The sequence below is a fragment of the Nocardiopsis gilva YIM 90087 genome (assembly GCF_002263495.1).
Taxonomy (GTDB): Bacteria; Actinomycetota; Actinomycetes; order Streptosporangiales; family Streptosporangiaceae; genus Nocardiopsis_C; species Nocardiopsis_C gilva.
Window position 1 is genome coordinate 5343082 of record NZ_CP022753.1, and the last position, 25216, is coordinate 5368297.

Annotated in this window: 21 protein-coding genes; 17 read left to right on the forward strand and 4 right to left on the reverse strand. The window is 70.0% G+C overall.

The genetic code is table 11. From position 1 onward, the window contains the following. The first annotated feature begins 13 nt into the window (after positions 1 to 13). From CDO52_RS23430 to CDO52_RS23470, 9 genes are all read left to right on the forward strand, one after another. Positions 14 to 1645 carry an FAD-binding oxidoreductase gene (locus CDO52_RS23430; protein WP_232524299.1) on the forward strand — a complete coding sequence of 544 codons (1632 nt, stop codon included), beginning with the start codon at positions 14 to 16 and terminating at the stop codon, positions 1643 to 1645. Between the two features lie 139 nt (positions 1646 to 1784). After that, on the forward strand, positions 1785 to 2591 hold the full coding sequence (locus tag CDO52_RS23435; protein WP_017621723.1) for a protein phosphatase 2C domain-containing protein: 807 nt from the start codon (positions 1785 to 1787) through the stop codon (positions 2589 to 2591). A gap of 62 nt (positions 2592 to 2653) precedes the next feature. After that, positions 2654 to 3463 (forward strand): enoyl-CoA hydratase-related protein, encoded by an 810-nt coding sequence (locus CDO52_RS23440; RefSeq protein WP_017621724.1) that lies wholly within the window; start codon positions 2654 to 2656, stop codon positions 3461 to 3463. Between the two features lie 343 nt (positions 3464 to 3806). Then, positions 3807 to 3902 carry a K(+)-transporting ATPase subunit F gene (gene kdpF / locus CDO52_RS23445; protein ID WP_017621725.1) on the forward strand — a complete coding sequence of 32 codons (96 nt, stop codon included), beginning with the start codon at positions 3807 to 3809 and terminating at the stop codon, positions 3900 to 3902. Beyond that, a complete protein-coding gene (gene kdpA / locus CDO52_RS23450) occupies positions 3903 to 5585 on the forward strand; it encodes a potassium-transporting ATPase subunit KdpA (RefSeq protein WP_017621726.1) in 1683 nt (560 codons plus the stop codon). It abuts the gene before it with no gap. Next, the gene (gene kdpB, locus CDO52_RS23455) at positions 5585 to 7690 is read left to right on the forward strand and encodes a potassium-transporting ATPase subunit KdpB (protein ID WP_051060946.1); all 2106 of its coding nucleotides are present in this window, start codon (positions 5585 to 5587) and stop codon (positions 7688 to 7690) included. The genes kdpA and kdpB overlap by 1 nt, the downstream gene beginning before the upstream one ends. Before the next feature lie 2 nt (positions 7691 to 7692). Further along, positions 7693 to 8286 carry a K(+)-transporting ATPase subunit C gene (gene kdpC, locus CDO52_RS23460; RefSeq protein ID WP_017621728.1) on the forward strand — a complete coding sequence of 198 codons (594 nt, stop codon included), beginning with the start codon at positions 7693 to 7695 and terminating at the stop codon, positions 8284 to 8286. Between the two features lie 179 nt (positions 8287 to 8465). Then, complete coding sequence (locus CDO52_RS23465) at positions 8466 to 11096, forward strand: sensor histidine kinase (protein WP_017621729.1); 2631 nt, start codon at positions 8466 to 8468, stop codon at positions 11094 to 11096. After that, on the forward strand, positions 11096 to 11773 hold the full coding sequence (locus tag CDO52_RS23470) for a response regulator (RefSeq protein WP_017621730.1): 678 nt from the start codon (positions 11096 to 11098) through the stop codon (positions 11771 to 11773). Before CDO52_RS23465 ends, CDO52_RS23470 begins: the two co-directional genes overlap by 1 nt. Before the next feature lie 226 nt (positions 11774 to 11999). Here the strand turns inward: CDO52_RS23470 and CDO52_RS23475 are convergent, their stop codons facing one another. After that, positions 12000 to 13115: a glycerophosphodiester phosphodiesterase family protein gene (locus CDO52_RS23475; protein WP_094932707.1), complete on the reverse strand. Its 1116-nt coding sequence runs from the start codon at positions 13113 to 13115 to the stop codon at positions 12000 to 12002. Positions 13116 to 13400: 285 nt separating this feature from the next. After that, on the reverse strand, positions 13401 to 14321 hold the full coding sequence (locus CDO52_RS23480; protein ID WP_017621732.1) for an aminoglycoside phosphotransferase family protein: 921 nt from the start codon (positions 14319 to 14321) through the stop codon (positions 13401 to 13403). 166 nt (positions 14322 to 14487) lie between these two features. Between CDO52_RS23480 and CDO52_RS23485 the strand changes: the two genes are divergently transcribed. From CDO52_RS23485 to CDO52_RS23495, 3 genes are all read left to right on the forward strand, one after another. Continuing rightward, entirely contained in the window at positions 14488 to 14985 is a 498-nt protein-coding gene (locus CDO52_RS23485) for a hypothetical protein (protein ID WP_017621733.1), read from the forward strand. 119 nt (positions 14986 to 15104) lie between these two features. Further along, complete coding sequence (locus CDO52_RS23490) at positions 15105 to 15731, forward strand: DUF305 domain-containing protein (RefSeq protein ID WP_026126406.1); 627 nt, start codon at positions 15105 to 15107, stop codon at positions 15729 to 15731. Positions 15732 to 15919: 188 nt separating this feature from the next. Then, positions 15920 to 17995 (forward strand): heavy metal translocating P-type ATPase, encoded by a 2076-nt coding sequence (locus CDO52_RS23495; protein WP_198345782.1) that lies wholly within the window; start codon positions 15920 to 15922, stop codon positions 17993 to 17995. 281 nt (positions 17996 to 18276) lie between these two features. Here CDO52_RS23495 and CDO52_RS23500 read toward each other — a convergent pair whose 3' ends face one another. After that, a complete protein-coding gene (locus CDO52_RS23500; RefSeq protein ID WP_094932708.1) occupies positions 18277 to 18966 on the reverse strand; it encodes a sirohydrochlorin chelatase in 690 nt (229 codons plus the stop codon). A 946-nt stretch (positions 18967 to 19912) separates the two neighbouring features. Between CDO52_RS23500 and CDO52_RS23505 the strand changes: the two genes are divergently transcribed. The 5 genes from CDO52_RS23505 to CDO52_RS23525 all read left to right on the forward strand — a co-directional run bounded on the left by CDO52_RS23505 (position 19913) and on the right by CDO52_RS23525 (position 24316). Continuing rightward, positions 19913 to 20722, forward strand: a complete 810-nt coding sequence (locus CDO52_RS23505; protein ID WP_017621739.1) for an aminoglycoside adenylyltransferase domain-containing protein — start codon at positions 19913 to 19915, stop codon at positions 20720 to 20722. A gap of 88 nt (positions 20723 to 20810) precedes the next feature. After that, positions 20811 to 21365 carry a peptide deformylase gene (def, locus tag CDO52_RS23510; protein ID WP_017621740.1) on the forward strand — a complete coding sequence of 185 codons (555 nt, stop codon included), beginning with the start codon at positions 20811 to 20813 and terminating at the stop codon, positions 21363 to 21365. Positions 21366 to 21540: 175 nt separating this feature from the next. Then, on the forward strand, positions 21541 to 22545 hold the full coding sequence (locus CDO52_RS23515; protein ID WP_017621741.1) for a coiled-coil domain-containing protein: 1005 nt from the start codon (positions 21541 to 21543) through the stop codon (positions 22543 to 22545). 560 nt (positions 22546 to 23105) lie between these two features. Beyond that, a complete protein-coding gene (locus tag CDO52_RS23520; protein WP_026126409.1) occupies positions 23106 to 23411 on the forward strand; it encodes a WhiB family transcriptional regulator in 306 nt (101 codons plus the stop codon). A gap of 425 nt (positions 23412 to 23836) precedes the next feature. Next, on the forward strand, positions 23837 to 24316 hold the full coding sequence (locus CDO52_RS23525) for a barstar family protein (RefSeq protein ID WP_198345783.1): 480 nt from the start codon (positions 23837 to 23839) through the stop codon (positions 24314 to 24316). A gap of 57 nt (positions 24317 to 24373) precedes the next feature. Here the strand turns inward: CDO52_RS23525 and CDO52_RS23530 are convergent, their stop codons facing one another. Beyond that, positions 24374 to 25183, reverse strand: a complete 810-nt coding sequence (locus CDO52_RS23530) for an alpha/beta hydrolase (RefSeq protein ID WP_017621744.1) — start codon at positions 25181 to 25183, stop codon at positions 24374 to 24376. Positions 25184 to 25216: the final 33 nt, after the last annotated feature.

The following is a 25216-nucleotide window of genomic DNA, read 5'->3' on the forward strand; positions in this document are numbered from 1 at the left end:
AAAACTGTACGGCATGAGCACGAACCGCGCCGCAGACATGTCCTGGTTCGCGTGGGGCGACCCGGAGCGGGCCACACCGCTGTCTGAGTCCCTCCGGGACCTCATCGCGCAGACCCTCGGGGCCGAGCTGCGGGATCTGCCGCCCGTCGACGAGGCGGACGTGCGCCTGCCCTCCTCGGCCCTGGACGCCACCGCGCGTGCCGCGCTGGAGTCGGCGGTGGGCGCGGAACACGTGCGGACCGACGCCCCGGCGCGGCTGCGGCACAGCGGCGGCAAGAGCACGCCCGACCTGCTGCGCCGCCGCGCGGGAGACGCCGACCCCGCGCCCGACGCGGTGGTGCTGCCCGCCGACCACGACGAGGTCCTGGCCGTGCTGCGGGCGTGTGCCGAGCACCGCGTCGCCGTCGTCCCCTTCGGCGGCGGGACCAGCGTCGTCGGCGGGGTCGACGCTCTGCGCGGCGGGTTCGCGTCCGTGGTCGCACTCGATCTGCGCCGCCTGGACCGGCTGGTCTCCGTCGACCACGAGTCGATGACCGCGACGCTGCAGGCGGGCCTGCGCACGCCGGAGGCCGAGGAGCTGCTGTCCGCGCACGGCTACACGCTCGGCCACCTGCCGCAGAGCTTCGAGTACGCCACGATCGGCGGGTACGCGGCGACGCGCTCCAGCGGCCAGGCCTCGGCCGGGTACGGGCGGTTCGACGACATGGTGATGGCGCTGAAGGCCGCCACACCCCGCGGCAGCCTGGACCTCGGCCGCGCCCCGGCCTCGGCCGCCGGGCCGGACCTGCGCCAGCTCCTGGTCGGCTCGGAGGGCACGTTCGGCGTCATCACGGAGGTGACGCTCCGGGTGCGCCCCCTCCCCGACGTCCAGCACGACGAGGCGTGGTCCTTTCCCGACTACGCGACGGGTGCCGCCGCCCTCCGGCGGCTCGCGCAGTCCGACGCCCGCCCGACCACCGCGCGGCTGTCGGACGAGACCGAGACCTTCGTCAACGCCGCCCTGTCCGGCAAGGAGGCCGCCGCCGGCTGCCTGGCCGTGGTGGGCTTCGACGGCACCGACGAAGCGGAGGTCGAGGCCCGCCGCGCGGCCGTGACCCGGCTGCTGACCGAGTGCGGTGGAACCCCGCTGGGCACCGAGCCGGTGTCCGAGTGGCGGCACTCGCGCTTCCACGGCCCCTACCTGCGCGACACGCTGCTGTCCGCGGGCGTCCTCAGCGAGACCCTGGAGACCGCCACCACCTGGTCCGGTGTGCTCCCGCTCTACGAGGCGGTCAGCGCGGCCCTGAAGGAGGCACTGGAAGGGCCGGAGGGCGGCGTGGTGACCATGTGCCACATCTCCCACACCTACCCGGCGGGGGCTTCCCTGTACTTCACCGTGGTGACGGCCGCGGGTGCCGACCCGCTGTCGCGGTGGGCCCGCGCCAAGCGCGCCGCCGGAGACGCGATCGCCGAGCACGGCGGAACGATCAGCCACCACCACGCGGTCGGCGCCGACCACCGCCCGTGGATGACGTCCGAAATCGGCCCGCTCGGCGCCGACATCCTGCGCGCGGTCAAGTCCGCACTCGACCCGGTCGGCATCCTGAACCCCGGCAAGCTCATCCCGGACGGGACGGACGAGAGCACCCAGGACGCGCACGCCTGACGGGCACCCCCACCGCGTCCCCACGACCACCCGGCCGCTGCCGCCGCTGCCCCTCTCTCCTCTCTCCCGGCGGTGGCGGCCGGGTTTCGCTCCGGGGACTCCCGGCGACGCCGCGCCCTCCGCCCTACGCTGGCCTACCGTGCGCATCGGATACGCGAGTGAACAGGGTCAGGGCGCGGTCAACGAGGACCGGGTGGCCGCGGGGGTGGACTGGGCGTTCGTCCTCGACGGGGCGACGGCGCCGCCGGGCGTCGACAGCGGGTGCCGACACGGCGTCGGCTGGCTGGTCGACCGGCTGGCCTGGGGACTCACGGCGGAGCTGGGCGCCGAGCACCGTCCTCCCCTGCCCGACGTGCTCGCCGCCGCGATCGAGCGCACGCGTGCCGCGCACGGCGGAGACTGCGATCTGGAGAACCCCGACAGTCCGTCGAGCACCGTCGCCATCGTGCGCCGTAGTGATACCGACGCGCGCCCTGGTGGCCGCGGCCGGACCGACATCCAGCTGGAGTACCTGGTCCTCGCCGACTCCGCGGTGCTCTTCGCGACCGAGGACGGCCGGGTGACCGCTGTGTCCGACGACCGCCTCGACCACCTGCCCGGCGGGCGCCCCTACACCCGTGAGGTGGTGCGCGCCGCGCGCAACGCGCCCGGTGGGTTCTGGGTGGCCGGGGCCCGGACGGAGGCCGCCTATGCGGCGCTCACCGGTACCACCGCCAGCGCTCACGGGCGATTCGCGCTGATGACCGACGGCTGCACCCGGCTGGTCGAGTACTACGGCCACACCTGGGAGCAGGTCTGGCTGCACCTCCACAAGAACGGTCCCGCGTCGCTCATCTCCTGGGTACGCGACGAGGAGCACCGCCGCGGGGTCATCCGCGGCAAACGGCATGACGACGCGACCGTCCTGGTGGGCGGGTTCGGGGCGCCCACGACGCACCCCGAGTGACGGGCGTCACCCTACCGATGGGTAGGATCGCTCCCGCCGCGTACCCGTGACGAGGAGGCGACATGGCCGAGACGCCCGCGTGGGCCCGTGATCCGGAGAGCCAGGTCCTGCGGGAGGAGCGGGACGGCGTCCTACTCCTCACCTTGAATCGCCCGGCCACGCTCAACGCCTGGAACCCCGTCATGGAGAAGCGGCTCTTCGACCTGATGGACCAGGCCGACGACGACCCGGCCGTGCGCGCCATCGTGGTCACCGGGGCCGGGCGCGGGTTCTGCGCGGGTGCGGATATGGAGGCGCTGGCCTCGGTCGAGCCGGGCACCTTCGAGCACGGCACGCGACCGCTCTCGTTTCCCACCACGCTGCGCAAACCGGTGATCGCGGCGATCAACGGGCCGGTGGCCGGGGTCGGTCTGGTGGTGGCGCTCTTCGCCGATCTGCGGTTCGCCGCCGACAACGCCAAGTTCACCATGGCGTTCAGCCAGCGGGGCCTGATCGCCGAGTACGGCGTCGCCTGGCAGCTCCCCCGTCTTGTGGGGACGAGCCGCGCGCTGGACCTGCTGCTCTCGTCGCGCGTGGTGCGGGGCGCCGAGGCCGAGCGGATGGGGCTGGTGGACCGGGCGCTACCGACCGAGCAGGTGCTGGAGGCGGCCCTGGACTATGCCCGCACCCTGGCGGCTACGTGCTCCCCCGCCTCGATGGCGGCGATCAAGGGGCAGATCTACCGGGCGTTGGAGACCGGCCTCGACGCGGCGACGGCGGAGGCCGACGCGCTCATGCCGCCGGTGTTCGACACCCCGGACTTCGCCGAGGGCATCGCCAGCTACCAGGAGAAGCGCCCGCCGGCGTTCCGCGGGCTGCCGCCGCGCGGCTGACCACCCCACCCCTTGCCGTTGATCTCGGAGATATTGGGGTCTCACGGGCGATTTTTACCCCAATATCGCCGAGATCAACGAAGGACCCATCACCCCGCCACTCCACTTATTAAGGGGCCGTCAAGGTCACCCCTGCGGCCATAAGAGGTGCATCAAGACCGCGATCAATGCCCGGTATGACCAGTTCAATCGCATCTGGCCCTACCGGTGGCGGTTTGAGCGAAAGGCGCTCCCCCGGCGTGGGCGGAAGGGAAATCGGTTTCATGCTCGACGTCGCGTACGTCGGCCTGACCCTCGTGTGCTTTGCGATCGTCGGGCTCATCGCGAGGGGGGTGGACCGCCTGTGACCACCTCCGTACTGGAAATCGTCGGGTTGGCCATCGCTGCCGCCCTGATGGTCTACCTGGTCGTCGCCCTCGTGAAGGCTGAGAGGTTCTAGGTGTCGGACACCGTGGCGGGGCTGCTGCAGATCGCCCTGCTGTTCTCCGTGCTCGCGGTCGTGTACGTGCCCTTCGGCGACTACATGGCGCGCGTCTACTCCAGTGAGCGCCACCTGAGGGTGGAGCGGATCGTCTACCGACTCTGCGGGGTCAACGCCGACAACGAGCAGCGTTGGTCGGCCTACCTCCGCGGCGTGCTGGCGTTCTCCCTGCTGTCCGTGCTGGCCCTGTACGCGCTCCAGCGCGTCCAGCAGTGGCTGCCGCTGAACATCGGGATGTCCCCGATGAGCCCGGACGGCGCGTGGAACACCGCCGTCTCCTTCACCTCCAACACCAACTGGCAGTCGTACTCCGGCGAGGCGGCCATGAGCCACCTCACCCAGATGGCCGGGCTCGCCGTGCAGAACTTCGTGTCGGCCGCCGTCGGCATCGTCGTCGCCATCGCGCTCGTGCGCGGCCTGGTGCGGCGCAGGACCGAACTGCTCGGCAACTTCTGGGTGGACCTCACCCGCACCGTCGTCCGCATCCTGCTGCCGATCTGCGTCGTCGGCGGGCTCATCCTGGTGGCCGGGGGCGCGATCCAGAACCTGGACCCGCACACCGTCTACGGCACGATCGACGGCGGCACCCAGACCATTCCCGGCGGCCCGGTGGCCTCCCAGGAGGTCATCAAGGAGCTGGGCACCAACGGCGGCGGGTTCTTCAACGCCAACTCGGCGCACCCGTTCGAGGGCCCCACCTCCTGGACCAGCCTGTTCGAGATCTTCCTGCTGCTGGTCATCCCGGTCTCCCTCACCCGCACCTACGGCACCCTGGTCGCCCGCGCCGGAGCCGGAACGCACAGGCACGGCCTGGCGATCCTGGCCGCGATGGGCGCCGTCTACCTGGTCTCGCTGGCCGGAACCATCGCCGGTGAGCTGCAGGCCAAGGGCGTCGCCACCGAGGCGGCCGGAGCCGCCATGGAGGGCAAGGAGGTCCGCTTCGGCGAATGGCTGTCCGCGCTGTTCGCGACGTCCACCACGAGCACGTCCACCGGCGCGGTCAACTCCTTCCACGACTCCTACACCGCGAGCGGCGGCGGCCTGCTGCTGTTCAACATGCTGCTCGGCGAGGTCACACCCGGCGGCGTCGGCTCGGGCCTGTACGGCATGCTCATCCTCGCGATGCTCGCCATCTTCCTCGGCGGGCTGATGATCGGCCGCACGCCCGAGTACCTGGGCAAGCGCATCGGGTCCTTCGAGATCAAGATGATCGCCCTGTTCGTGCTGACCACGCCGACCCTTGTGCTCGTCGGCACCGCCGTCGCCATGGCGCTTCCCGGAACGGTCGATTCGATGGCCAACGCCGACGTCAGGCCGCACGGCCTGGCCGAGGTCATGTACGGGTTCGCGTCCGGCGCCAACAACAACGGCAGCGCGTTCGCGGGCCTGGGCGCCGACACCTCCTTCTTCAACACCGCCATCGGTATGGCCATGCTGTTCGGCCGCTTCCTGCCCATGGTCTTCGTGCTCACGCTGGCCGGGTCACTGGCCCAGCAGCAACCGGCCCCCGAGACCGCGGGCACGCTGCCCACCCACAAGCCCCTCTTCGTCACCATGGTCGTCGCGACGACCCTCATCATCACCGGTCTGACGTTCTTCCCCGCGCTGGCGCTGGGACCGATCGCGGAGGCACTGAGCTAATGCCTGACGCTGACACTGCTACCCCCGTGCGGCCGCGCGAGCAGACCGCCGAACACACCCCCGCTCGCAACGACACGTCCCCGAGCACGTTCTCCCCGGGCGCGCTGGCCGCCCAGTTCCCCACGGCGCTGGCCAAGCTGGACCCGCGGGTCATGGTCAAACAGCCCGTGATGTTCGTGGTCCTCATCGGCTCGGTGCTGACCACCGCCTACTGCGTGATCGACCCGAGCGTCTTCGCCATCGTCACCACGGTGTGGCTGTGGGCCACCGTCGTCTTCGCCAACCTGGCGGAGGCGGTCGCCGAGGGCCGCGGCAAGGCCCAGGCCGACACGCTGCGCAAGGCCCGTAAGGAGACCACCGCCCGCCTGCTCAAGAACGGTGAGGAGACCGTCGTCCCGGCGATTCGGCTCACCGTCGGCGACCGCGTGGTATGCGAGGCGGGCGACGTCATCCCCAGCGACGGCGATGTCATCGAGGGCGTCGCCAGCGTCGACGAGTCGGCGGTCACCGGAGAGTCCGCGCCGGTCATCCGCGAGTCCGGCGGCGACCGCAGCGCCGTCACCGGCGGCACCCGGGTCCTCAGCGACCGCATCATCGTCCGGATCACCGCCGAGCCCGGCGCCACCTTCCTGGACCGGATGATCTCCCTGGTCGAGGGGGCTGACCGGCAGAAGACGCCGAACGAGATCGCGCTCAACGCGCTGCTGGCGTCACTGACGATCTGCTTCCTGCTGGCTGTTGTCACCCTGCAGCCGTTCGCCACCTGGTCGGGCGAGTCGCAGTCGGTGCTGACGCTGGTCGCGCTGCTCGTCTGCCTCATCCCCACCACCATCGGCGCGCTGCTGTCCGCCATCGGCATCGCCGGGATGGACCGCCTGGTCCGGCGCAACGTCCTGGCCATGTCCGGGCGCGCCGTCGAGGCGGCGGGCAACGTCAACACGCTCCTGCTGGACAAGACCGGCACCATCACCCTCGGCGACCGGCAGGCGCACGCGGTCCTGCCCATCGACGGGGTCACCCAGGCGAAGCTGGCCGAAGCCGCGCTGTTGTCGAGCCTGGCCGACGAGACGCCCGAGGGCCGCAGCATCGTGGCGCTGTGCGAGATGCTGCTGGAGGGCCGGGACCTGTCGGCGGCCTCCACCGGCGCCGTCCCCATCGCGTTCAGCGCCGAGACCCGGATGAGCGGCATGGACCTGCTCGACGGCCGACGCATCCGCAAGGGCGCCGGTGCGGCCGTGCGCGTCTGGGTGGACGAGAACGGCGGGGCATACGACCCCGCGGTCACCGCCATCGTCGACCAGATCTCCGCCGACGGCGGCACGCCGCTCGTCGTGGCCGAGGCCACGGCGGACGCCGCGCGCGTCCTCGGTGTCGTCCACCTCAAGGACGTCGTCAAGGAGGGCCTGCGGGAACGCTTCGACCAGCTGCGTGCCATGGGCATCCGCACGGTGATGATCACCGGCGACAACCCGCGCACCGCCGCGGCCATCGCCAGGGAGGCGGGAGTCGACGACTTCCTCGCCGAGGCCACTCCGCAGGACAAGCTCGACCTGATCATGAAGGAGCAGGAGGGCGGTCGCCTGGTCGCGATGACCGGCGACGGCACCAACGACGCCCCCGCGCTCGCCCAGGCCGACGTCGGCGTGGCCATGAACACCGGGACGACCGCGGCCAAGGAGGCCGGGAACATGGTCGACCTGGACTCCGACCCGACCAAGCTGATCGACGTCGTGGCGATCGGCAAGCAGCTGCTGATCACCCGGGGCGCGCTGACCACCTTCTCGGTCGCCAACGACGTCGCGAAGTACTTCGCGATCATCCCCGCCATGTTCGCCGCGATCCCCGGCTACGGGGGCCTGGGGGCGCTGAACATCATGGGGCTGGCCAGCCCCCAGTCGGCGATCCTGTCGGCGGTGATCTTCAACGCCGTCATCATCGTGCTGCTCGTTCCACTCGCTCTGCGGGGTGTCGCCTACCGCGCGATGAGCGCGGCCCGAATGCTCCGCCGCAACCTGCTGATCTACGGGCTCGGCGGCCTGATCGCCCCGTTCGTCGGCATCAAGCTCATCGACCTCGTCGTCGCGTTGATTCCTGGATTGGCCTGATCATGCCCACCACACCCACCTGGCTGCGCCAGTACGGCGCCGCGGCCCGCATCCTGATCGTCATGACGGTGCTCGTCGGGCTCATCTACCCGCTGGCCATGACCGGCATCGCCCAGCTGCTGTTCCCGTCCCAGGCGAACGGTTCGCTGATCCGGAACGACGAGGGAGAGGTCGTCGGCTCCGCGCTCATCGGACAGAACTTCGATGGCGACGCGTGGTTCCACACCCGACCCTCGGCCGCCGGGGACGAGGGCTATGACGGCGGTTCCAGCTCCGCGTCCAACCTCGGCCCCAACAGCGAGGAGCTGCTGCAACAGATCGAGGACCGCAAGGCCCAGGTCGCCGACCGGGAGGGCGTCGACGAGGACGAGGTTCCCGCCGACGCCGTCACCGCGAGCGGCAGCGGGCTGGACCCGCACATTTCGCCGGACTACGCCGCGATACAGACACGGCGCGTCGCCGCGGCCCGCGGGATGTCCGTCGAGGAGGTCGAGAAACTCGTCGCCGAGCACACGGTCGGACGGTCCCTCGGCTTCATCGGGGAGCCCGGCGTCAATGTGATCGATCTCAACCTGGCCTTGGAGGACGCGCACTGATGTGCTTCCCCGCGAACGCGATCGAGCGAGCGTAGGCACCGATGTCGAACAGCTTCGGTCTCCGACGCATCAGCGGTGGAGCGGAGGCCGGGGCCAGGGAGTCGGCGGCTCCCCGGCCCCGGGCCGGCCTCTTCCATAGAAAAGTCGGAATATCCGACCAAAAGCAGCACAATGTATACGTGGCACGTGGAAAACTGCGCATCTATCTCGGCGCCGCGCCCGGGGTCGGCAAGACCTATGCCGCCCTGAGCGAGGCGCGGCGCCGTGCCGATCGCGGCACGGACATCGTCGTCGGGTTCATCGAGCCCCACGGGCGGCAGAAGACCGCCGACCTGCTCGACGGCCTGGAGGTGCTGCCCCGGCGCACGATCACGCACCGCGGGTCCGAGTTCGCGGAACTCGACATCGACGCCCTGCTGGCCCGAGCTCCAAAGGTCGCGGTCGTCGACGAGCTGGCGCACACCAATGTCCCCGGCACGCGCAACCCCAAGCGCTGGCAGGACATCGACGAGCTGCTCGACGCCGGTGTCGACGTCATCTCCACGGTGAACATCCAGCACCTGGAGTCGCTGAACGACGTCGTCGAGCAGATCACCGGCGTGCGGCAGCGCGAGACCATCCCCGACGAGATCGCCCGCCGTGCCGACCAGATCGAGCTGTGCGACATGTCACCGCACTCGCTGCGCCGCCGGATGTCGCACGGCAACATCTACCCGGCGGAGAAGGTCGACGCCGCGCTGTCCAACTACTTCCGCGAGGGCAACCTCACCGCGCTGCGCGAGCTGGCGCTGCTGTGGGTCGCCGACCGCGTGGATGAGGGCCTCGCCCGCTACCGGGGCGAGCACAAGATCCGGCAGACCTGGGAGGCGCGCGAGCGCGTCGTGGTCGCGCTGACCGGCGGGCCCGAGGGCGAGACGCTGATCCGGCGCGCCGCCCGGGTGGCCGCGCGCTCGCGCGGCGGGCAGCCGCAGCCCAGCCACCTGATGGCGGTCCACGTGGTGGCCAGCGACGGCCTCACCCAGATCCGGCCCGAGGCGCTGGCCTACCAGAAGCAGCTGCTGGCCCAGCTCGGGGGCACCTACCACCAGGTCATCGGGGACGACATCCCCACGGCGCTGCTGGAGTTCGCCCACGGGGTCAACGCCACCCAGATCGTGCTCGGCTCCTCCCGTCGGCGCAACTGGCAGTACATATTCGGCCCCGGCGTCGGTGCGACGGTCGCCCGGGAGTCCGGCGACATCGACGTGCACATCGTCACGCACGAGGAGGTGGGCCGCGGGCGGGGGCTGCTGCCGCCGCTGGCCGGGAACCTGGGGCGGCTCCGGCTGATCTGGGGGTGGGTGACCGGCCTGCTGGCCCCCGTTGTGCTCGCCGGACTCCTGCACCTGCCGTTTCTCGCCGAGGTCGGTCTGCCTACGGAGATCCTGCTCTTCCTCTGCCTCACCGTCATCGCGGCGATGATCGGCGGCCTGTGGCCCGCGCTCGCCGCGGCGCTGTGGGGCAGCTTCCTCCTCAACATCCTGTTCACGCCGCCGGTGCACCGGCTGACGATCACCGAGCCCGACAACATCATCGCGCTGATCATCTTCGTGGTGGTGGGGGCGCTCGTCGCGATCGTCGTCGACCTGGCCAAACGCCGCTCCGTCCAGGCCGCGCGCGCCCGCGCGGAGGCCAGCACGCTGAGCCTGCTCGCCGGGAGCGTCCTGGGCGGCCAGGAACCCCTGCCCGCGCTGCTGCAGCGAATCCGTGAAACCTTCGGGCAGCAGTCCGTGGCCCTGCTGGAGCAATTGGACAGCAGCCGGTGGCGGTGCCTGGAATCGGTGGGCGACACGCCCTGCATGTCCCCCGACGACGCCGATGCGCTGGTGTCGGTCAGCGACTCGCTCGCGCTGGCGCTGCGCGGGCACATGCTTCCCGCGGCCGACCGGCGGATCCTCGGGGCCTTCGCCACCCACATCGGGATCGCGCTGGAACGGCAGCGGCTGGTCGGGGACGCGGCCGAGGCCCGGCGGCAGGCCGCCGGGAACAAGATCCGCACCGCCCTGCTCGCGGCCGTCTCCCACGACCTGCGCACCCCGCTGACCTCGATCAAGGCCAGCGTCTCCAGCCTGCGCTCCACCGAGATCGCGCTGGACGAGGAGGACCGGGCGGAGCTGCTGGAGAACATCGAGGATTCCACCGATCGGCTCAACGGCCTTGTCGGCAACCTGCTGGACATGAGCCGTCTGCAGACCGACACCGTGCGCCCCAAGATGCGCGCGGTCGGTCTGGAGGAGGTCGTCCCGGCGACCCTGATCGGCCTGCCGCCCGACAGCGTCCGGGTGGACGTGCCCGACCACCTGCCGCGCGTGCGCGTCGACTCCGGTCTGCTGGAGCGCGCCGTGGCCAACGTCGTGCAGAATGCGGTGCGGTACAACCCCGCCGGCGCGGACCCCGTGCGGGTCGCCGCCAGCGCCCTGGGCGACAAGGTCGAGCTGCGGGTCGCCGACCACGGGCCGGGGGTGCCCGACGAGGCCAAGGACCGGATCTTCGAGGCGTTCCAGCGCCTCGGCGACGCGCCCCGGGGCACGGGGGTCGGCCTCGGCCTCGCCGTGGCCAAGGGGTTCACCGAGGCGATGGACGGCACCCTGGTCGCCGAGGACACCCCCGGCGGCGGACTCACCATGGTCCTCACATTTGCCAACGCCACAGCGAAGCCGGTGGGTAGCACTACGAGGACGGGGGACGCCGTCTCGGGAGAGCCGTCCACCAATTCGACGGCCCCGTCCGGCACCAACACGAACAGAGTCACGGAAACCGAGGATGCGTGATGCGAATACTCGTCGTCGATGACGACGCGCAGATCGTCCGAGCCATGCGGATCAACCTGCGGGCACGGGGCTATGACGTGGAGACGGCCGGCGACGGGGCGTCGGCCCTGCGCATCGCGGCCAAGCAGCCGCCCGACGTCGTCCTGCTCGACCTGGGCCTGCCCGACATGGAGGGCGGGGACGTCATCGAGGGGCTGCGCGGGTGGACCTCGGTTCCGATCATCGTGCTGTCGGCGCGGCACTCGGCCAGTGAGAAGGTGCGCTCGCTCGACCAGGGTGCCGACGACTACGTGACCAAGCCCTTCGGCATGGACGAGCTCCTCGCCCGTATCCGCGCGGCCCAGCGCCGCTCGGTCCACGTCGAGGAGGCCCCGGTGGTGAACACTCCGACGTTCACCGTGGACCTCGGGGCCAAGCGGGTGACGCGTGACGGCCGCGAGGTTCGGCTCACCCCCACCGAGTGGCACATCCTGGAGATCCTCGCCCGCAACGCGGGTCGGCTGGTGAGCCAGCGCCAGCTCCTCCACGACGTGTGGGGACCCGCGTACCAGAGCGAGACCAACTACCTGCGCGTCTACCTGGCCCAGCTCCGCCGCAAGCTGGAGAAGGACCCCGCCCACCCCAGGCACCTGATCACCGAGGCGGGCATGGGCTACCGGTTCGAGAAGGACGGCTGACCGGCCCGCCCCTGCCCCCGTCCGCCCCTCCCGCGATGCTCATGGGGATTCTGTCCAAATACCGGCGAAATTCGACAGAATCCCCGTGATCAGCGACTGATGAGCTCCGAACGCCCGCACGGCGGAAGTGCCCTCACGCGAAGCGAGACAGCGGCGTTTCGGTCAGGCCCGGGGGCGCCAACCGGCCCGACCGGATCCGCGCCCCGGCGATCCCGGGGCGCGGGGCCTACTTTTTCTCCCTCAGGAGCTCCCGGCGGACCTTGTAGAGGTGGTCGGGGCTGTCGGTGAAGACGCCGTCCACGCCCGTCCGCAGGACCGCGATGTAGTAGCTCCGGTAGTCGCCGTAGGCCGTGGGGTCGTCGCCCTTCCGGTACCCGGCGGGGAGGAACTCGTTCTCGCTGCGCAGGGTCCAGGGCGTGACCAGGAGGTCGCGGTCGTGGGCGTCGGCGACCAGGGAGGTCGGCTCCCCGGCCAGGCCGTCGTCGCCGATCGGCAGTACCCAGCGCATGGTCGGGCCGATGGCGTCGGCGTAGGTGGCGATCTCGTCCAGTCCCTCGGGCGTGGTCAGGTGCCGCTGGTGGCCGCCGATGAGCTGGACCACCGGGATGTCCACCCGGTCGTTCAGCTCGCGGGCGCTGTCCGGCTCGAAGGACTGGACGACGACCGGGGCGTCCTCGTCGCTGAGGCCGCGTTCGTCCAGGATCTCGGCGAATTTGCGCTCCGCGTCCAGACCGATCGAGTCGAAGTACGCCCCGTGCTTGATCTCGGGGATGACCTTGAGGTCGCGTCCGGTCGTCGCGGCGACGGCGTCGCGCAGGTCGAGGACCTCCTCGAAGGTGGGGATCTCGTACTTGCCGTCGTGGCGGGCGCTGCGCGGGCGGATGTCGGGGAGGCGTTCGACGGCGCGCAGGGTCTTGATCTCGGCGAGCGTGAAGTCCTCGGAGAACCAGCCGGTGACCCGCTTGCCGTCGATGGTCTTGGTGGTGCGGCGGTCGGCGAACTCCGGGTGGTCGGCGACGTCGGTGGTGTCGCTGAGCTCGTTCTCGTGCCGCGAGATAAGGTGGCCGTCGGAGGTGGGCACGAGGTCGGGTTCGATGACATCGGCGCGCATCCGAACGGCCAGGAAGTAGGAGGCCAGTGTGTGCTCGGGCCGGTAGGCGGAGGCGCCGCGGTGGGCGATGATCCAGGGAACCTCGACGATGGAATCCACCGGTCTCTCCTGCCGCGTCGCGTCGTGGGTGGCGGGTTCGGCGGCCGCCGGGGCGGCGCCCGCCAGCAGGCCGAGAACGATCACGGGTGTGGTCAGGGCGATCCGGCGCGAAGCCGCCGCGTAGTGCCGCATGGGTCTCCTTCGATCTCCGCTGTCGTCTCAGACGGTGCCCTGGGGCACACAGTGCCCGCAGTGAACGGCGATGGCGTCGCAGTCTGACGATCGACCGCGTCGTGCCGATTCACCGGGTCTGAACGAAAACCCACGCGCCGTGGAATTGTCCACGCGGCGTCCGGTTGTGGACGGGAGCCGTGACACTGGTGCGGCGCCCGTGATAGGAGGCGGCCCGCCGTCCCCGCGGGGGCGGCGAACCGTGGGCGGGGGTGGGCCGGCACTGCTGGGTCCCCGGGAGGGCCGTCAGCAGGCGCACAGGTCCAAGAGCATCCGGAACTCGTCGGTGTCGGCGCGGCCGCGGTTGGCCAGGGCCACCGCGAAGATGGGGGCACACGCCCTGCACCAGGCGAGCAGGCGGTCGGAGGGCACCCCGATGACCGGGGCGAGTACGGCGATCCTGCGCTCGACCTCCTCCAGGCTGGCGGCCTTCCACAGCGGCCAGTCGATGGCGTCGGCGGCGGCGTCGCCGACGCAGGCGCGGGGGTCGACGGCGACGAGTCCGCGTTCGTGTCCACCGTCGAGGACGTTGCCGGGGTGCAGGTCGCCGTGGAGCGGGACGATGTCGTCCTCGCCGTGGGCCAGTGCCCGCGCGCGGGCGTGGCCGTGGTGGACGAGGGCGGCGGACACGACGTCGGCGGCGGCGCCCTCTTGGCGGTACCGATCCCACATGTCGAAAACGAAGTTGATCCTGCTGATGAGGGGATGCAGCTCGCCCAGTTCGTCGCGGGGGACATCGGCCGAGTGCAGGTCGCTGATGAGAGCGCCGATGGTCTCCATCGGCGGCACCACGCCGTTGAGGGCGACCGTGCGGCCCGTTCCGATGGCCTCCAGTAGGACGGCGCCGCGCTCCGCGTCGACCTCCCACACCGCCGGAACCCGCCCCGTGGGCTCCCAGATCCGGAGGATGCGTGCCTCGGAGGAGCCGAGCCTGGGGTCGGGGGAGATCTTCAAGATGCCGGCGCTGCCATCGATGCGGCGGCAGTGCACCACGACCGATGTCCTGCCGTGCGGTGCCGGGCCCAGCACCGTGAGCTTCCATTCCGCCGCAAGGTCGTCCACGAGGTCGGGGAGCCCGGCCAGCCAGTCGTCGGCCCTGCTACCGAATCTGCGCAACAGCCGCTCGCGCTGTTTGGCGTCGACTAGTTGCGCTGTGACGTCACTCATGCGTCCACCTTACGAATCGGCCCCGCCTGTGACCCGGGAATCATGTTGCCTCTCCGCTACCACCGGGAAAACCCCACACCCGGCTCTCACCGGCGGGGGACATCACAGGGATCCCTACCCCGGTGGCCGTCGGTCATATACCCACCCGGGGCATTACCATGACCACGTGATCGCAACGGGGGACAAGGGTGCCGCGTGTTCGGCGTGGGCACGCCTGCTGTTGCTGACGCTCGTCCTGCTGGGTGTGGGGGCCATGCACACGCTCGGCCACATGCAGGTGGACCGTTCCCCCGTTGGCGCGCACGCGCTGTCCGTGTCCGCGGCGGCGTCCGGTCCGCTCTCCACGACCGCCCCCGCATCTGGGAGCACTGCCGTGCGCACCGACGGCACCGACGGGTGGACGGAGTCCGGATCCGTGACCGCGGTATCGCAGGTCACCAGCGATGATGGTGCCGATCACCGCGCCACGGTGCGGTTGGATCCCACAAGCGTGTGCCTGGGGGTCGAGGTTCTGGTCCTCACGCTGGCGTGGGTGGCCATCGGCGCCTTCGCGCGCTGGCTGGGTCGCCTCCCGGGGAGATCATGGCCGTCGCGGATCGTCTCGACGGTGGCCCCGCCCGCATCTCCCCCATCCCTCGCGGCGCTTCAGGTGCTGCGGATCTAGATGCCCCAGGGGTGGAGTGCGTCCACGGCACCCCGCCCGATATCGGACCGACCACCTGTAGCACGGCGCGCTGGCCCGAATTCGCCACCCGCGTCCGCGTTGACGAGAAGGACACACGCATGACCACGCGCAAGCACGTTCTGCTCCTGCTGCCCACGGCCCTGGCCGGGACCGTGATCCTGGCCGCCTGCGGGGGTACCGGCGGCGGCGATGGCGCCGCTCCGACCACGGAGCAGACTGCCACGGCCGCCGCCGACTTCAACGACACCGACGCCGAGTTCGCGCGGATGATGATCCCCCACCACGAGCAGGCCGTGGAGATGTCGGACCTGGCCGAGAAGAACCAGGCCGGGACGCAGGTCCAGGATCTCGCGGACAAGATCTCCGCGGCCCAGGGACCTGAGGTCAGGAAGCTGAAGGGCATGTTGACAACCTGGGGTGAGAAGCCGCTGTCCGACGACGCGGCGGCCGAGGTCATGGACGGCATGCTGACCCCGGACCAGATGGCCGACCTGAGGAAGGCCACGGGCACCGAGTTCGACCAGCTGTACCTGGAGCTGATGGTCGAGCACCACGAGGGTGCGGTCGAGATGGCCCAGAAGGAGATCCACGACGGTGTCAACGCCGATGCGATGCAGATGGCTGAGGACATCGTGGACGCCCAGGAGTCCGAGATCTCCTCGATGAAGGGCATGCTCGGCGATTCCGGAACCGATGGCGGCAGGAAAGCCGCCGCGGACGGCTAGGGACGACGGCGGGGACGGCAGCCAGAGCTGATCTCGCGTGGAAGGGCACCGGCACGCCGGTGCCCCTCTTCTTTCCGTGTGGGCCCCGCCGACCGGAATACCTGTGCCGGTCCGCGTGTTTCCTTGACAGGTGTATACCCCCTAGGGGTATACAAGGACGTAGGGGGCTACACGGAAGGAGCACGACCGTGGCATCCGACGACGCCCAAGGGCACGCGCACGCCCGCCACCACGAGCAGCGGCACCACCAGGGACAGGACGCCCACCAGGGGCACGACGGCCACGAGGGCCATGGCGGCGGCCGCGGCGACCACGCGGCGGTCTTCCGCGACCGGTTCTGGTGGAGTCTGCTGCTCAGCATCCCCGTGGTGCTGACCAGCCACATGATCGCGGGGTGGTTCGGCTACCACGTCCCCGAGTCACTCACCTGGATCCCGCCTGTGTTGGGGATCGTCGTGTACGTCTACGGCGGCTGGCCGTTCCTCACCGGAGCGGTGTCCGAGCTCCGCTCCCGGCAGCCCGGGATGATGACGCTGGTGGCCATGGCCATCACGGTCGCGTTCGGGTCGAGCGCCATGAGCGCGCTCGGCTATGTCAGCGCGGAACTCGACTTCTGGTGGGAGCTGGTACTGCTCGTCACCATCATGCTGCTCGGACACTGGCTGGAGATGCGCGCCCTGGGGCAGGCGTCCAGCGCGCTGGAGGCCCTTGCCTCCCTCCTGCCCGACACGGCGGAGCGCGTCGGCCCCGACGGCACGATCGAGGAGGTGGACTCCGCCCGGCTCGACCCCGGCGACACCGTCCTGATCCGCTCCGGCGGCCGCGTCCCAGCCGATGGCACGGTCACCGAGGGCGCGGCGGCCATGGACGAGTCCATGATCACCGGGGAGTCGCGCACCGTCACGCGCAGCGGTGGCGACCACGTCGTCGCCGGGACCGTCGCCACCGACTCCGCCCTGCGCGTGCGGGTGGACGCCGTCGGTGAGGACACCACCATCGCCGGTATCCAGCGGCTGGTCGCCCAGGCCCAGGAGTCGCGCTCCCGCGCCCAGACGCTCGCCGACCGGGCGGCCGCGCTGCTGTTCTGGTTCGCCCTCAGCGTCGGTATCATCACCTTCGCCGTGTGGTCGCTGCTCCTCGGCGACCCCAGCTCGGCGATCACCCGGACGGTCACCGTCCTCGTCATCGCCTGCCCACACGCCCTCGGTCTCGCGATCCCGCTGGTCATCGCGATCTCCACGTCGATGTCGGCGCGGGCGGGAATCCTGGTCAAGGACCGACTGGCGGTCGAACGCATGCGGACCGTCGACACAGTGCTGTTCGACAAGACCGGCACACTCACCATGGGCCGCCCGGCGGTGGCCGGTGTGGCCGCGGCGGCCGCCACGACCGAGGAACAGGTGCTGGCCCTGGCCGGCGCCGTGGAGTCCGACTCCGAGCACCCGTTGGCACGGGCGATCGTGCGGGCCGCCGAGGAGCGGGGCGAGGTGCCCCGCGCGACGGGCTTCCGCTCGCTGACCGGGCGGGGTGTCCAGGCGTCCGTGGACGGCGCGTCGGTGTACGTCGGCGGGCCCGCGCTGGTCGCGGAGCTGGACCTGGCCGAACCGGCCTCCCTAGAGGGTCCCACCGGCGGCTGGCGGGACCAGGGGGCCACCGTGCTGCACGTCATCCGCGACCACGAGGTCATCGGAGCGATCGCGCTGGCCGACGAGGTCCGGCCGGAGTCGGAGGAGGCCGTGCGGCAACTGCACGAGAAGGGGGTCCGGGTCGCGATGGTGACCGGCGACGCCCGCAACGTCGCCGACGCGGTGGCCGCCCGGCTCGGGCTCGACGAGGTGTTCGCCGAAGTGCTCCCGGACGAGAAGGACGGGGTCGTGCGCGACCTGCAACAGCGGGGGCACCGGGTGGCGATGGTCGGTGACGGGGTCAACGACGCCCCGGCCCTGGCCCGGTCCGACGTCGGGATCGCGATCGGCGCCGGCACCGATGTCGCGATCGAGTCGGCCGGGGTCGTGCTGGCCTCGGACGACCCGCGCGGGGTGCTGTCGGTCCGGACGCTCTCGGGGGCCGGATACCGGAAGATGTGGCAGAACCTGGCATGGGCAGCCGGCTACAACGTCGTCGCGGTACCGCTGGCGGCCGGGGTGCTGGCCCCGATCGGGTTCGTACTGGCCCCGGCGGTCGGCGCGATCCTGATGAGCCTGTCCACCATCGTGGTCGCGCTCAACGCGCAGCTGCTGCGCCGCGTCGACCTGGCGGCGTGACGGCGACCGGGGCCGGCCTACCGGGTCTGTCGTGCCTTCACCATCGCCCACACGGCGAGCGCGACGATCAGTCCGATGAAGACCACGCCGAGGACGAGGGCGAGGAGGACGAGGACGACGAACGTGAGGAACATGCTCTGACCCTAGATCCGCGTGTGGGAACGTCGCACGCCTACGCGCGGATGATCCCCCGTGGACAGGTGGTGACATGCGGGAGCGGGTCCCCCTCACCCCGAAGGGGGGACCCGCTCCCGCATGTCACCGGAACGCCGGTCGGCTCTTCAGGCCGCCAGGCGGGCCTTGGCCGCGCGGTGCTGGGCCAGCAGCGTGTCCACGACGAGCGAGGAGGGCCAGAGAGGAGCTGTGAGGGAGACACCGTCGAGGCTGCGCAGGCGGTCGTAGTCGGCGCCTTCGACCAGCCGCCAGGTGGCGATCGACACCCGGCCGTGGCCGTTGCGCCGCAACCGCTCCACCGCGTCGGGCACCGAGGGGGCCCAGCCGTTGGTGTACCCCACCTGCACCGGGGCGCCCAGGCGGCGGCTGAGCATCCGCGCCACATCGGCCACCTCGTGGCGCTCCTCCTGGGCGCTGCCGCCGTCGGCTGCCAGCACCACACCGTCGCGCCGCGTCCAACCGGCCTCCGTCAGCCGACCGGCGAGGTCGGCGACGATCGAGGGCACCGCTCCCAGCGGCGCGGTCGGGCACGCGTCCACGCGATCGGCCAGGTTCAGCGTGGCCAGTTCGGCGAACATCTCCGCGCTGGCGTGGTCGCCGCCGGCGAGGAAGGCGGGAACCACGACGATCGGGCCGTCGACGGCCCGCACGGCCTCATTCACCTCTGGCCCGGATCCGAACGCCGGGACCACCGGCGCCTCACCGCGATCGGCGACCGCTTCGGCGAGGTCGCAGAGGGCATCCCTGCGATGCGTGTCACGCGAGTCATCGGCAACGAGAACCATCGTTGGGACCATATCCGTCTCCTTACGAATCACCGACTATCGCCGGCCCGCTACCCTCGACCATAGGGTCCGGCGGTTTCTCACGAATAACCTCGTGTTACGCACGTGAAAACTGAAGTCTGATCAGCGAAGGCAACCTCCTCGCAAAGAGAAGGGAAAGATCGCAAAGGGGGAGGGCGCCAAATGCGACCGTTCGCGAACCGAGGGGGAGCACCATCGCTCCGGCCTGCGCTGACGCTCACGTGAAACCGGGGCCTGACCACCAGGTCAGTTGATCCAGGGGGGATTTCCACTCCGATCCACACTCATTCTTCGGCGACATCGTGATCTCCGGGAACAACGGCTGTGACCATCAACACATCCCGTAATCACACGAATCTCGACCTCTCTACAGAGCCCACAGAAGTCCATGAATGAACAATCGGATCTCAACATCCCTGGGAAATCAGCGATACCCGCTTCCGACACGAATTAACGTGACGTAGGTCCCTCCCGAAAGGTGGCGTGAGAATTCACGTGCAAATGCGCTCGCAGTACGATCTCGGACGCGCGCGGCTCGCCCGGCCCACCGGACTCGGGGGGAGCATGCGCACCGCCGGACGCGATCACGCGGCATCGTTTAGCATCACCGCCCAACCACGTCAAGAGAGCAGCATCCCCACTTCATCCCACGTGAGTACCTCCCTGACATGGGAAGACAGGATGCGGATCGCGGATGTTCACTTGCCATCGACTGCTGCACCTCTCAGACTTAGGCCCTGAGGAGCAGTGCTTGGCGCTCCTCCAACGGACACCGGACGGTGCCTTCCCCCGGGCACCCGTCCTCCCACGGGGTCGGACAACCGAACAATTCGGATGCCACCGGGTGCCACGGCCAGCCGGTGGACACACGGAGGAGCCGGCATGAGCCAACCGGCACGATCCGCGAGCCCCGAGCGCAATTCAGACTGGAGACCGTATGGCGATCCACCCCCGCGTGCAGGCCCTTGTGCAGGCGTTCCTCCACCATGCGGACAGTGAGGCGCCCGGGCTCGTCGAAGGGCTGTACCTGACCGGTTCGGTCGCCCTGGACGACTTCCGCCCGCACGCCAGCGACGTCGACTTCGTCGCCGTGACCACCCGCACGCTCACCGCCGCCGACCGCGACGCCCTACGCCGCGCACACGCCCGCACCCGCGCGCAGATCCGCCGCCCCCAGTTCAACGGCATCCACGTCACCTGGGACGACCTCACCGAGGACCCGATGTCGTGCGGTCCCGTCGCCTCCGTCCTCGGCGGCAGATTCAAGGACCAGGCCGCCGCCGAGATCAACCCGGTCACCTGGCACGTGCTCGCCGAACGCGGCGTCACGGTGCGCGGTCCGGTCCCGGTGGAGCTGGCCGTGTGGGACTCCCCCTCCAGCCTGCGCGACTGGTCCCTGGGCAACCTCGACGAACAATGGCGCCGCTGGCGGGCCAAGGCCGGGCGCCTGGTCACGCCGCGGGGTCTCGCGGTCCTGGGGTCGCTGGCCCCCTCCTGGAGCGTGCTGAGCGTCAGCCGCCTCCACTTCACCCTCAACACCGGGGAGATCACCTCCAAGTCCGGCGCCGGGATGTACGCGCTGCACGCCTTCCCCGACCGGTGGGACCGCATCGTCAACGAGTGCCTGCGGATCCGGCGCGACAGCAAGCTCCCCTCGCTGTACGCCAACGCCCTGGCACGGCGCCGCGCCGCGCTCGACTACATCCAGATGGTGCTCGACGACGCGCTCGCCCCGCAGATGGCCTGACGGCGACGGGACGCCGGGACGCCGAGCACGCGGTGGCCGGTGGACGGCCATGCACCGTTCCGCCCCGTGCGCGGCTAATGTGTGACCCATGAGCAAGCGTCCCATCGTCTACTTCGGCGACCCGGTCCTCGTGACGCCGACAGCCCCCATCACCACGTTCGACCGGCACACCGACGCTCTCGTCCGCGACCTGCTCGACACGGTCGACGCTCCAGGACACGCGGGCGTGGCGGCCACGCAGATCGGTGTCGGGCGGCGCGCCTTCAGCTACAACGTCGAGGGAACCATCGGCTACGTGATCAATCCCGAGATCGTCGAGCTGTCGGAGGAGACCCAGGAGGACAGCGAGGGCTGCCTGTCGGTCCCCGGACTCTGGTTCCCGACGAAGCGGGCGATGCACGCCGTGGTCACCGGGGTCGACAAGCGCAACGATCCGGTCACCGTGCGCGGTTCCGGTCTCATGGCGCGCTGCCTGCAGCATGAGACGGATCACCTTGACGGGATGCTCTACCTCGATCGCCTGGACCGCGACACCCGGCGCGAGGCGATGCGAGAAGTCCGGCAGTCAGCCTGGTTCCTGCGCGAGGAACCGGCCGAACCCGCCGCCTCGAAGCTGCCCAGCGCCTTCGGAGGAATGTCCTGATCACACGGGAATCAGGCATAAATCCTCTACGATCACTAGGCAGCTAACAGCGGAGTCTCGTATCGTCTGCTGAAGCATCGCGTGGCCCACGGGCACCTACCCACCCTCGAACCGCCCACATCACAACCCCCGGGCGGGGCCACAGGTCCGTCCACGGAGCGACCCCTTGACTCGAATGCACAACAACTCCCTACGTCCTGCGCGCCGTCCGCGCTCGGTGCGGCTGCTCGCCGGAGTCGCCGTCACCGCGGCGGCGACCCTCCTGACCCCCACGGCGTCCTACGCCGAGCCCGAGGACGAGGAGGTCAGCCTCGAGGAGCTCAACGAGCAGGCCGACGAGCTCGAGGACGAGTACGCGGGTGACCTCATCCAGTACGAGGACGCCAAGGAGAACGCGAAGAAGGCGAAGAAGGCCCTGAAGAAGGCCGACTCCGACCTCGCCAAGGCGCGCGACGACGTCTCCGACATCGCCGCCGCGCAGTACAAGAGCTCCGGTGTGGACCCGGTCATGGAAGTCGTGCTGAGCCGCAAGCCCGGAGGCATGCTGGACGACGCCGCCGTGGTCAACCAGATCGCGCAGACGCACACCGGTCGCCTCGACACCCTCAGCGACCTGAAGAAGAAGCGCGAGAAGGCGTCGAAGAAGGCCGCCAAGGAGCTCAAAGACGCCAAGAAGGTCATCGACGGGCTGAAAGAGCAGCGCGACGAGATCAAGAAGCGGATCGAGAAGTACAAGGAAGAGCGGGTTCCCAAGCCGCCGTCCGACGACAGCTCAGCAGGCGGCGGTGGCACCGGCACCGTCCCGGCGGGCGCCCGCGGCTGGGGATTCGACGGCGCGACCCCGCGCATGGCCGCGATCCGCGACGAAATCATCGGCAAGTTCGGCGCCCCCTACCCGGTCGGCTGCCAACGCAGCAGCAACGACGACCACGGCTCCGGCCAGGCCTGCGACTTCATGATGAGCGCCGGCGGCAACTACCCCTCCTCTGCCAACCAGCAGAAGGGCCAGCAGATCGCCGAGTACGCCAAGAACAACGCCGGCCGCCTGGGCGTCAAATACGTCATCTGGGAACAGAAGATCTGGGACTCCCGCAACCCGGGTGCCGGCTGGAAGCCGATGAACGACCGGGGCAGCGTCACCCAGAACCACTACGACCACGTGCACGTCTCGTCGTTCTGACCAACCGACGAGTCCGGGGGTTCACCATGCAACCGGTGGACCTGCTCGGTGGTGTCATGGACGTCCACCCGCAAGCATGATGCCGGGCCGGGGCTATGCCCCGGCCCGCGCTCTTATGCGCGGGTCATGTCCGTATAGCGGCCGGGGCGGATCACGGTTCCCTCCCAAGCCCATTCTCGGAACGGAACGGCGCGGGGTTCTCTCCCCCTCTTCTGTCGCCCATCGCAATGCCCCAGACCAGCCCAGCCACACATACGTCTAAGTATGTGACGCTCCGCGCAGTCTTCATGACTCATTCAGCGGATCGCAATGGCCCACCTGGGCTATATCAGAAATGGGCCTAATGGGGCCTGTCGGTGCAGCTCGACGATCCGTAGTTTCGACCCCAGCGGTGAGGAGGGACACAGTAGGCCGAAATGAGCGGCCCGCGAAGTACCGGCTCTAATCCGGACTCCGCGAGTGGCACCGTCCGCCGAACTCTCTCCCTCCCCCGATGCCGACGACCGCGCCCGTCGGCAGTACCTACAAGACTCACATGCTGATCTTGGGAGTGGGGCAACATGTGGAATAGGGATTGGGCTGGCAGGGGTCTGTGCCGGGAGACGGACCCTGACGCCATGTTCGTCCAAGGAGCCGCCCAGAATCGGGCCAAGCTCATCTGCCGGGGCTGCCCGGTGCGCACCGAATGTCTGGCCGACGCGCTGGACAACCGCGTGGAGTTCGGTGTCTGGGGGGGCATGACCGAACGCGAGCGCCGCGCCCTCCTGCGCCGACGGCCGGACGTCGACTCGTGGCAGAACCTCCTCTCGAACGCGCGCGACGCCTATGAGCAGAACTCCGAAGCCGAAGGGCAGCTTCTCGCCTAGTCGTCGTGGTGTGGAGGCCGTCCCCGGGAGTGGTGGGGACGGCCTCACCTTATGAGCGATCCGCGCCGCCCAGCAGTTCAGATGCTACTCACACGTTCGTACGGGCCGCATGGTTTCTCGAAGAGACGGCCACACTCGGTCACGTGGCCGTCATTCCCTCGGCCATCATCGGTCCGGTCGCGGCCCAGCTACCATCGGCGGAGCCCTGTCGACTGGTTTCCCTCGGTACCGGCCCCTGACCCACGGTCGCGGTTCGGACCGGACAGCCCGCAGGACCCCCCGGATTCCTGTCGCCGACCGAGCCCTGGGGCCCAGGGAAACAGCCAATGATTCTCGATCTCTCGGATGAAGCCACGCCGAACGAGCTGCTGCACACACTCGTACGCGGGTTTCGCATTCCCCTCTTCGCGCCGATAAAGCCCTTCATGCCCCGGTCGCTGCCGGAGTTCCGCGACGAACTCACGAAACTCCCATCGCCGCCCCGGGAAGTCCATCTGACCGGATGGGGCGAGTTCGCCGAGAAATGGCCCGAGCATGCCGAAGAGCTCCGCGGCATCATGGTTGAACACAGGGACCGGAACCCGGAAACAGTCGTCACCTACACGGACAGCCCGGCCGAGATCAGCACGGTCATCGACCTCGGTGGCGTGGCGGACGCGCGCGACCTGCACCTGCTGCTCAAGCAGGCGCTCGACTTCCCGTGGTTCTACGGCAAGAACTGGGATGCCTTCTGGGACGCCATCACCGGCCTCGTCGAGCTCCCGGCCGCGATCCGGTTCACCGGATGGCGGCACCTCGAAGCGGTCAGTCCCAGGGACGCCCGCATGCTGCGGCAGTGCTTGGATGACTACCTCGCTGAGAGCACCAGGGACGGGGAACACGTGACGGTGGTCTACGGGGATTGATCCGCTGCCCACGCCGAGCGCCGGAAAGCCGGTTGTCCGGCGCAGCGATCGGCCGTCTCAGCCGTTCTCGGGCTCCGGGACCGCCGCCTGGTTGGCGGCGAGCCATTCGGCGATGCGTTCGGCCCTGCGCGGGGTAAGGGAGCGTTCGGCGTGGCCCATGCCCGGTTCGATCCACAGTTCCTTGGGTTCGCTGGCGGCGTCGTGGATGCGGTGGGCGTGGACGAGGGGAAAGTAGCTGTCCCGATCTCCGTGCACGACCAGGAGCGGGGCCGGGGCGACCATGGGGGCGAGTTCGACCGGGTCCTGGGGCATGGGGTTCCAGGCCTGGTCGGTGACGCGGACTTGGCGGGCGACGCGGAGGAACCAGCGGCCCAGCGGCTGTTCCACACCGAAGTGCAGCAGCCGCATCCGGCTGGTTCCCCGGTAGAACCACTGGCTGGGTCCGCTCACCGCGACGGCCGCCGACACACCGCCGAACAGTCCGGCGTGGCGCACGACGACGGCGGCTCCCATGGAGAAGCCCACGGTGGCGATGGACGTGTAGCCGAGGCCGCGCAGGTGCTCGATGACCGCCTGCAGGTCGTAGACCTCATGGTTGCCGACCGTGCTGTCTCCCGTCGAGGCGTAGTGGCCGCGGAAGTCGAAGGTCATGACGTCGCCCACCGGCAGCATCCGGGAGGCGATCATCTTGGTGTCGGGGCTGCGCCACGTGCCGGTGAATCCATTGGCGAGGACGACCGCCGTGCCGCGCGTCGTCCTGGCGTCGGCGCGGATCAGGACGGAATCGAGGTGGACCCCGTCAGGGGTGGTCAGCTGCTGACGCTCGGGGCGAGACCGGGAGGTGAATTCTGAAAGGGCGTCGGACACCCCACCATCCTGCATGATCGCGCTTTCCCGAAG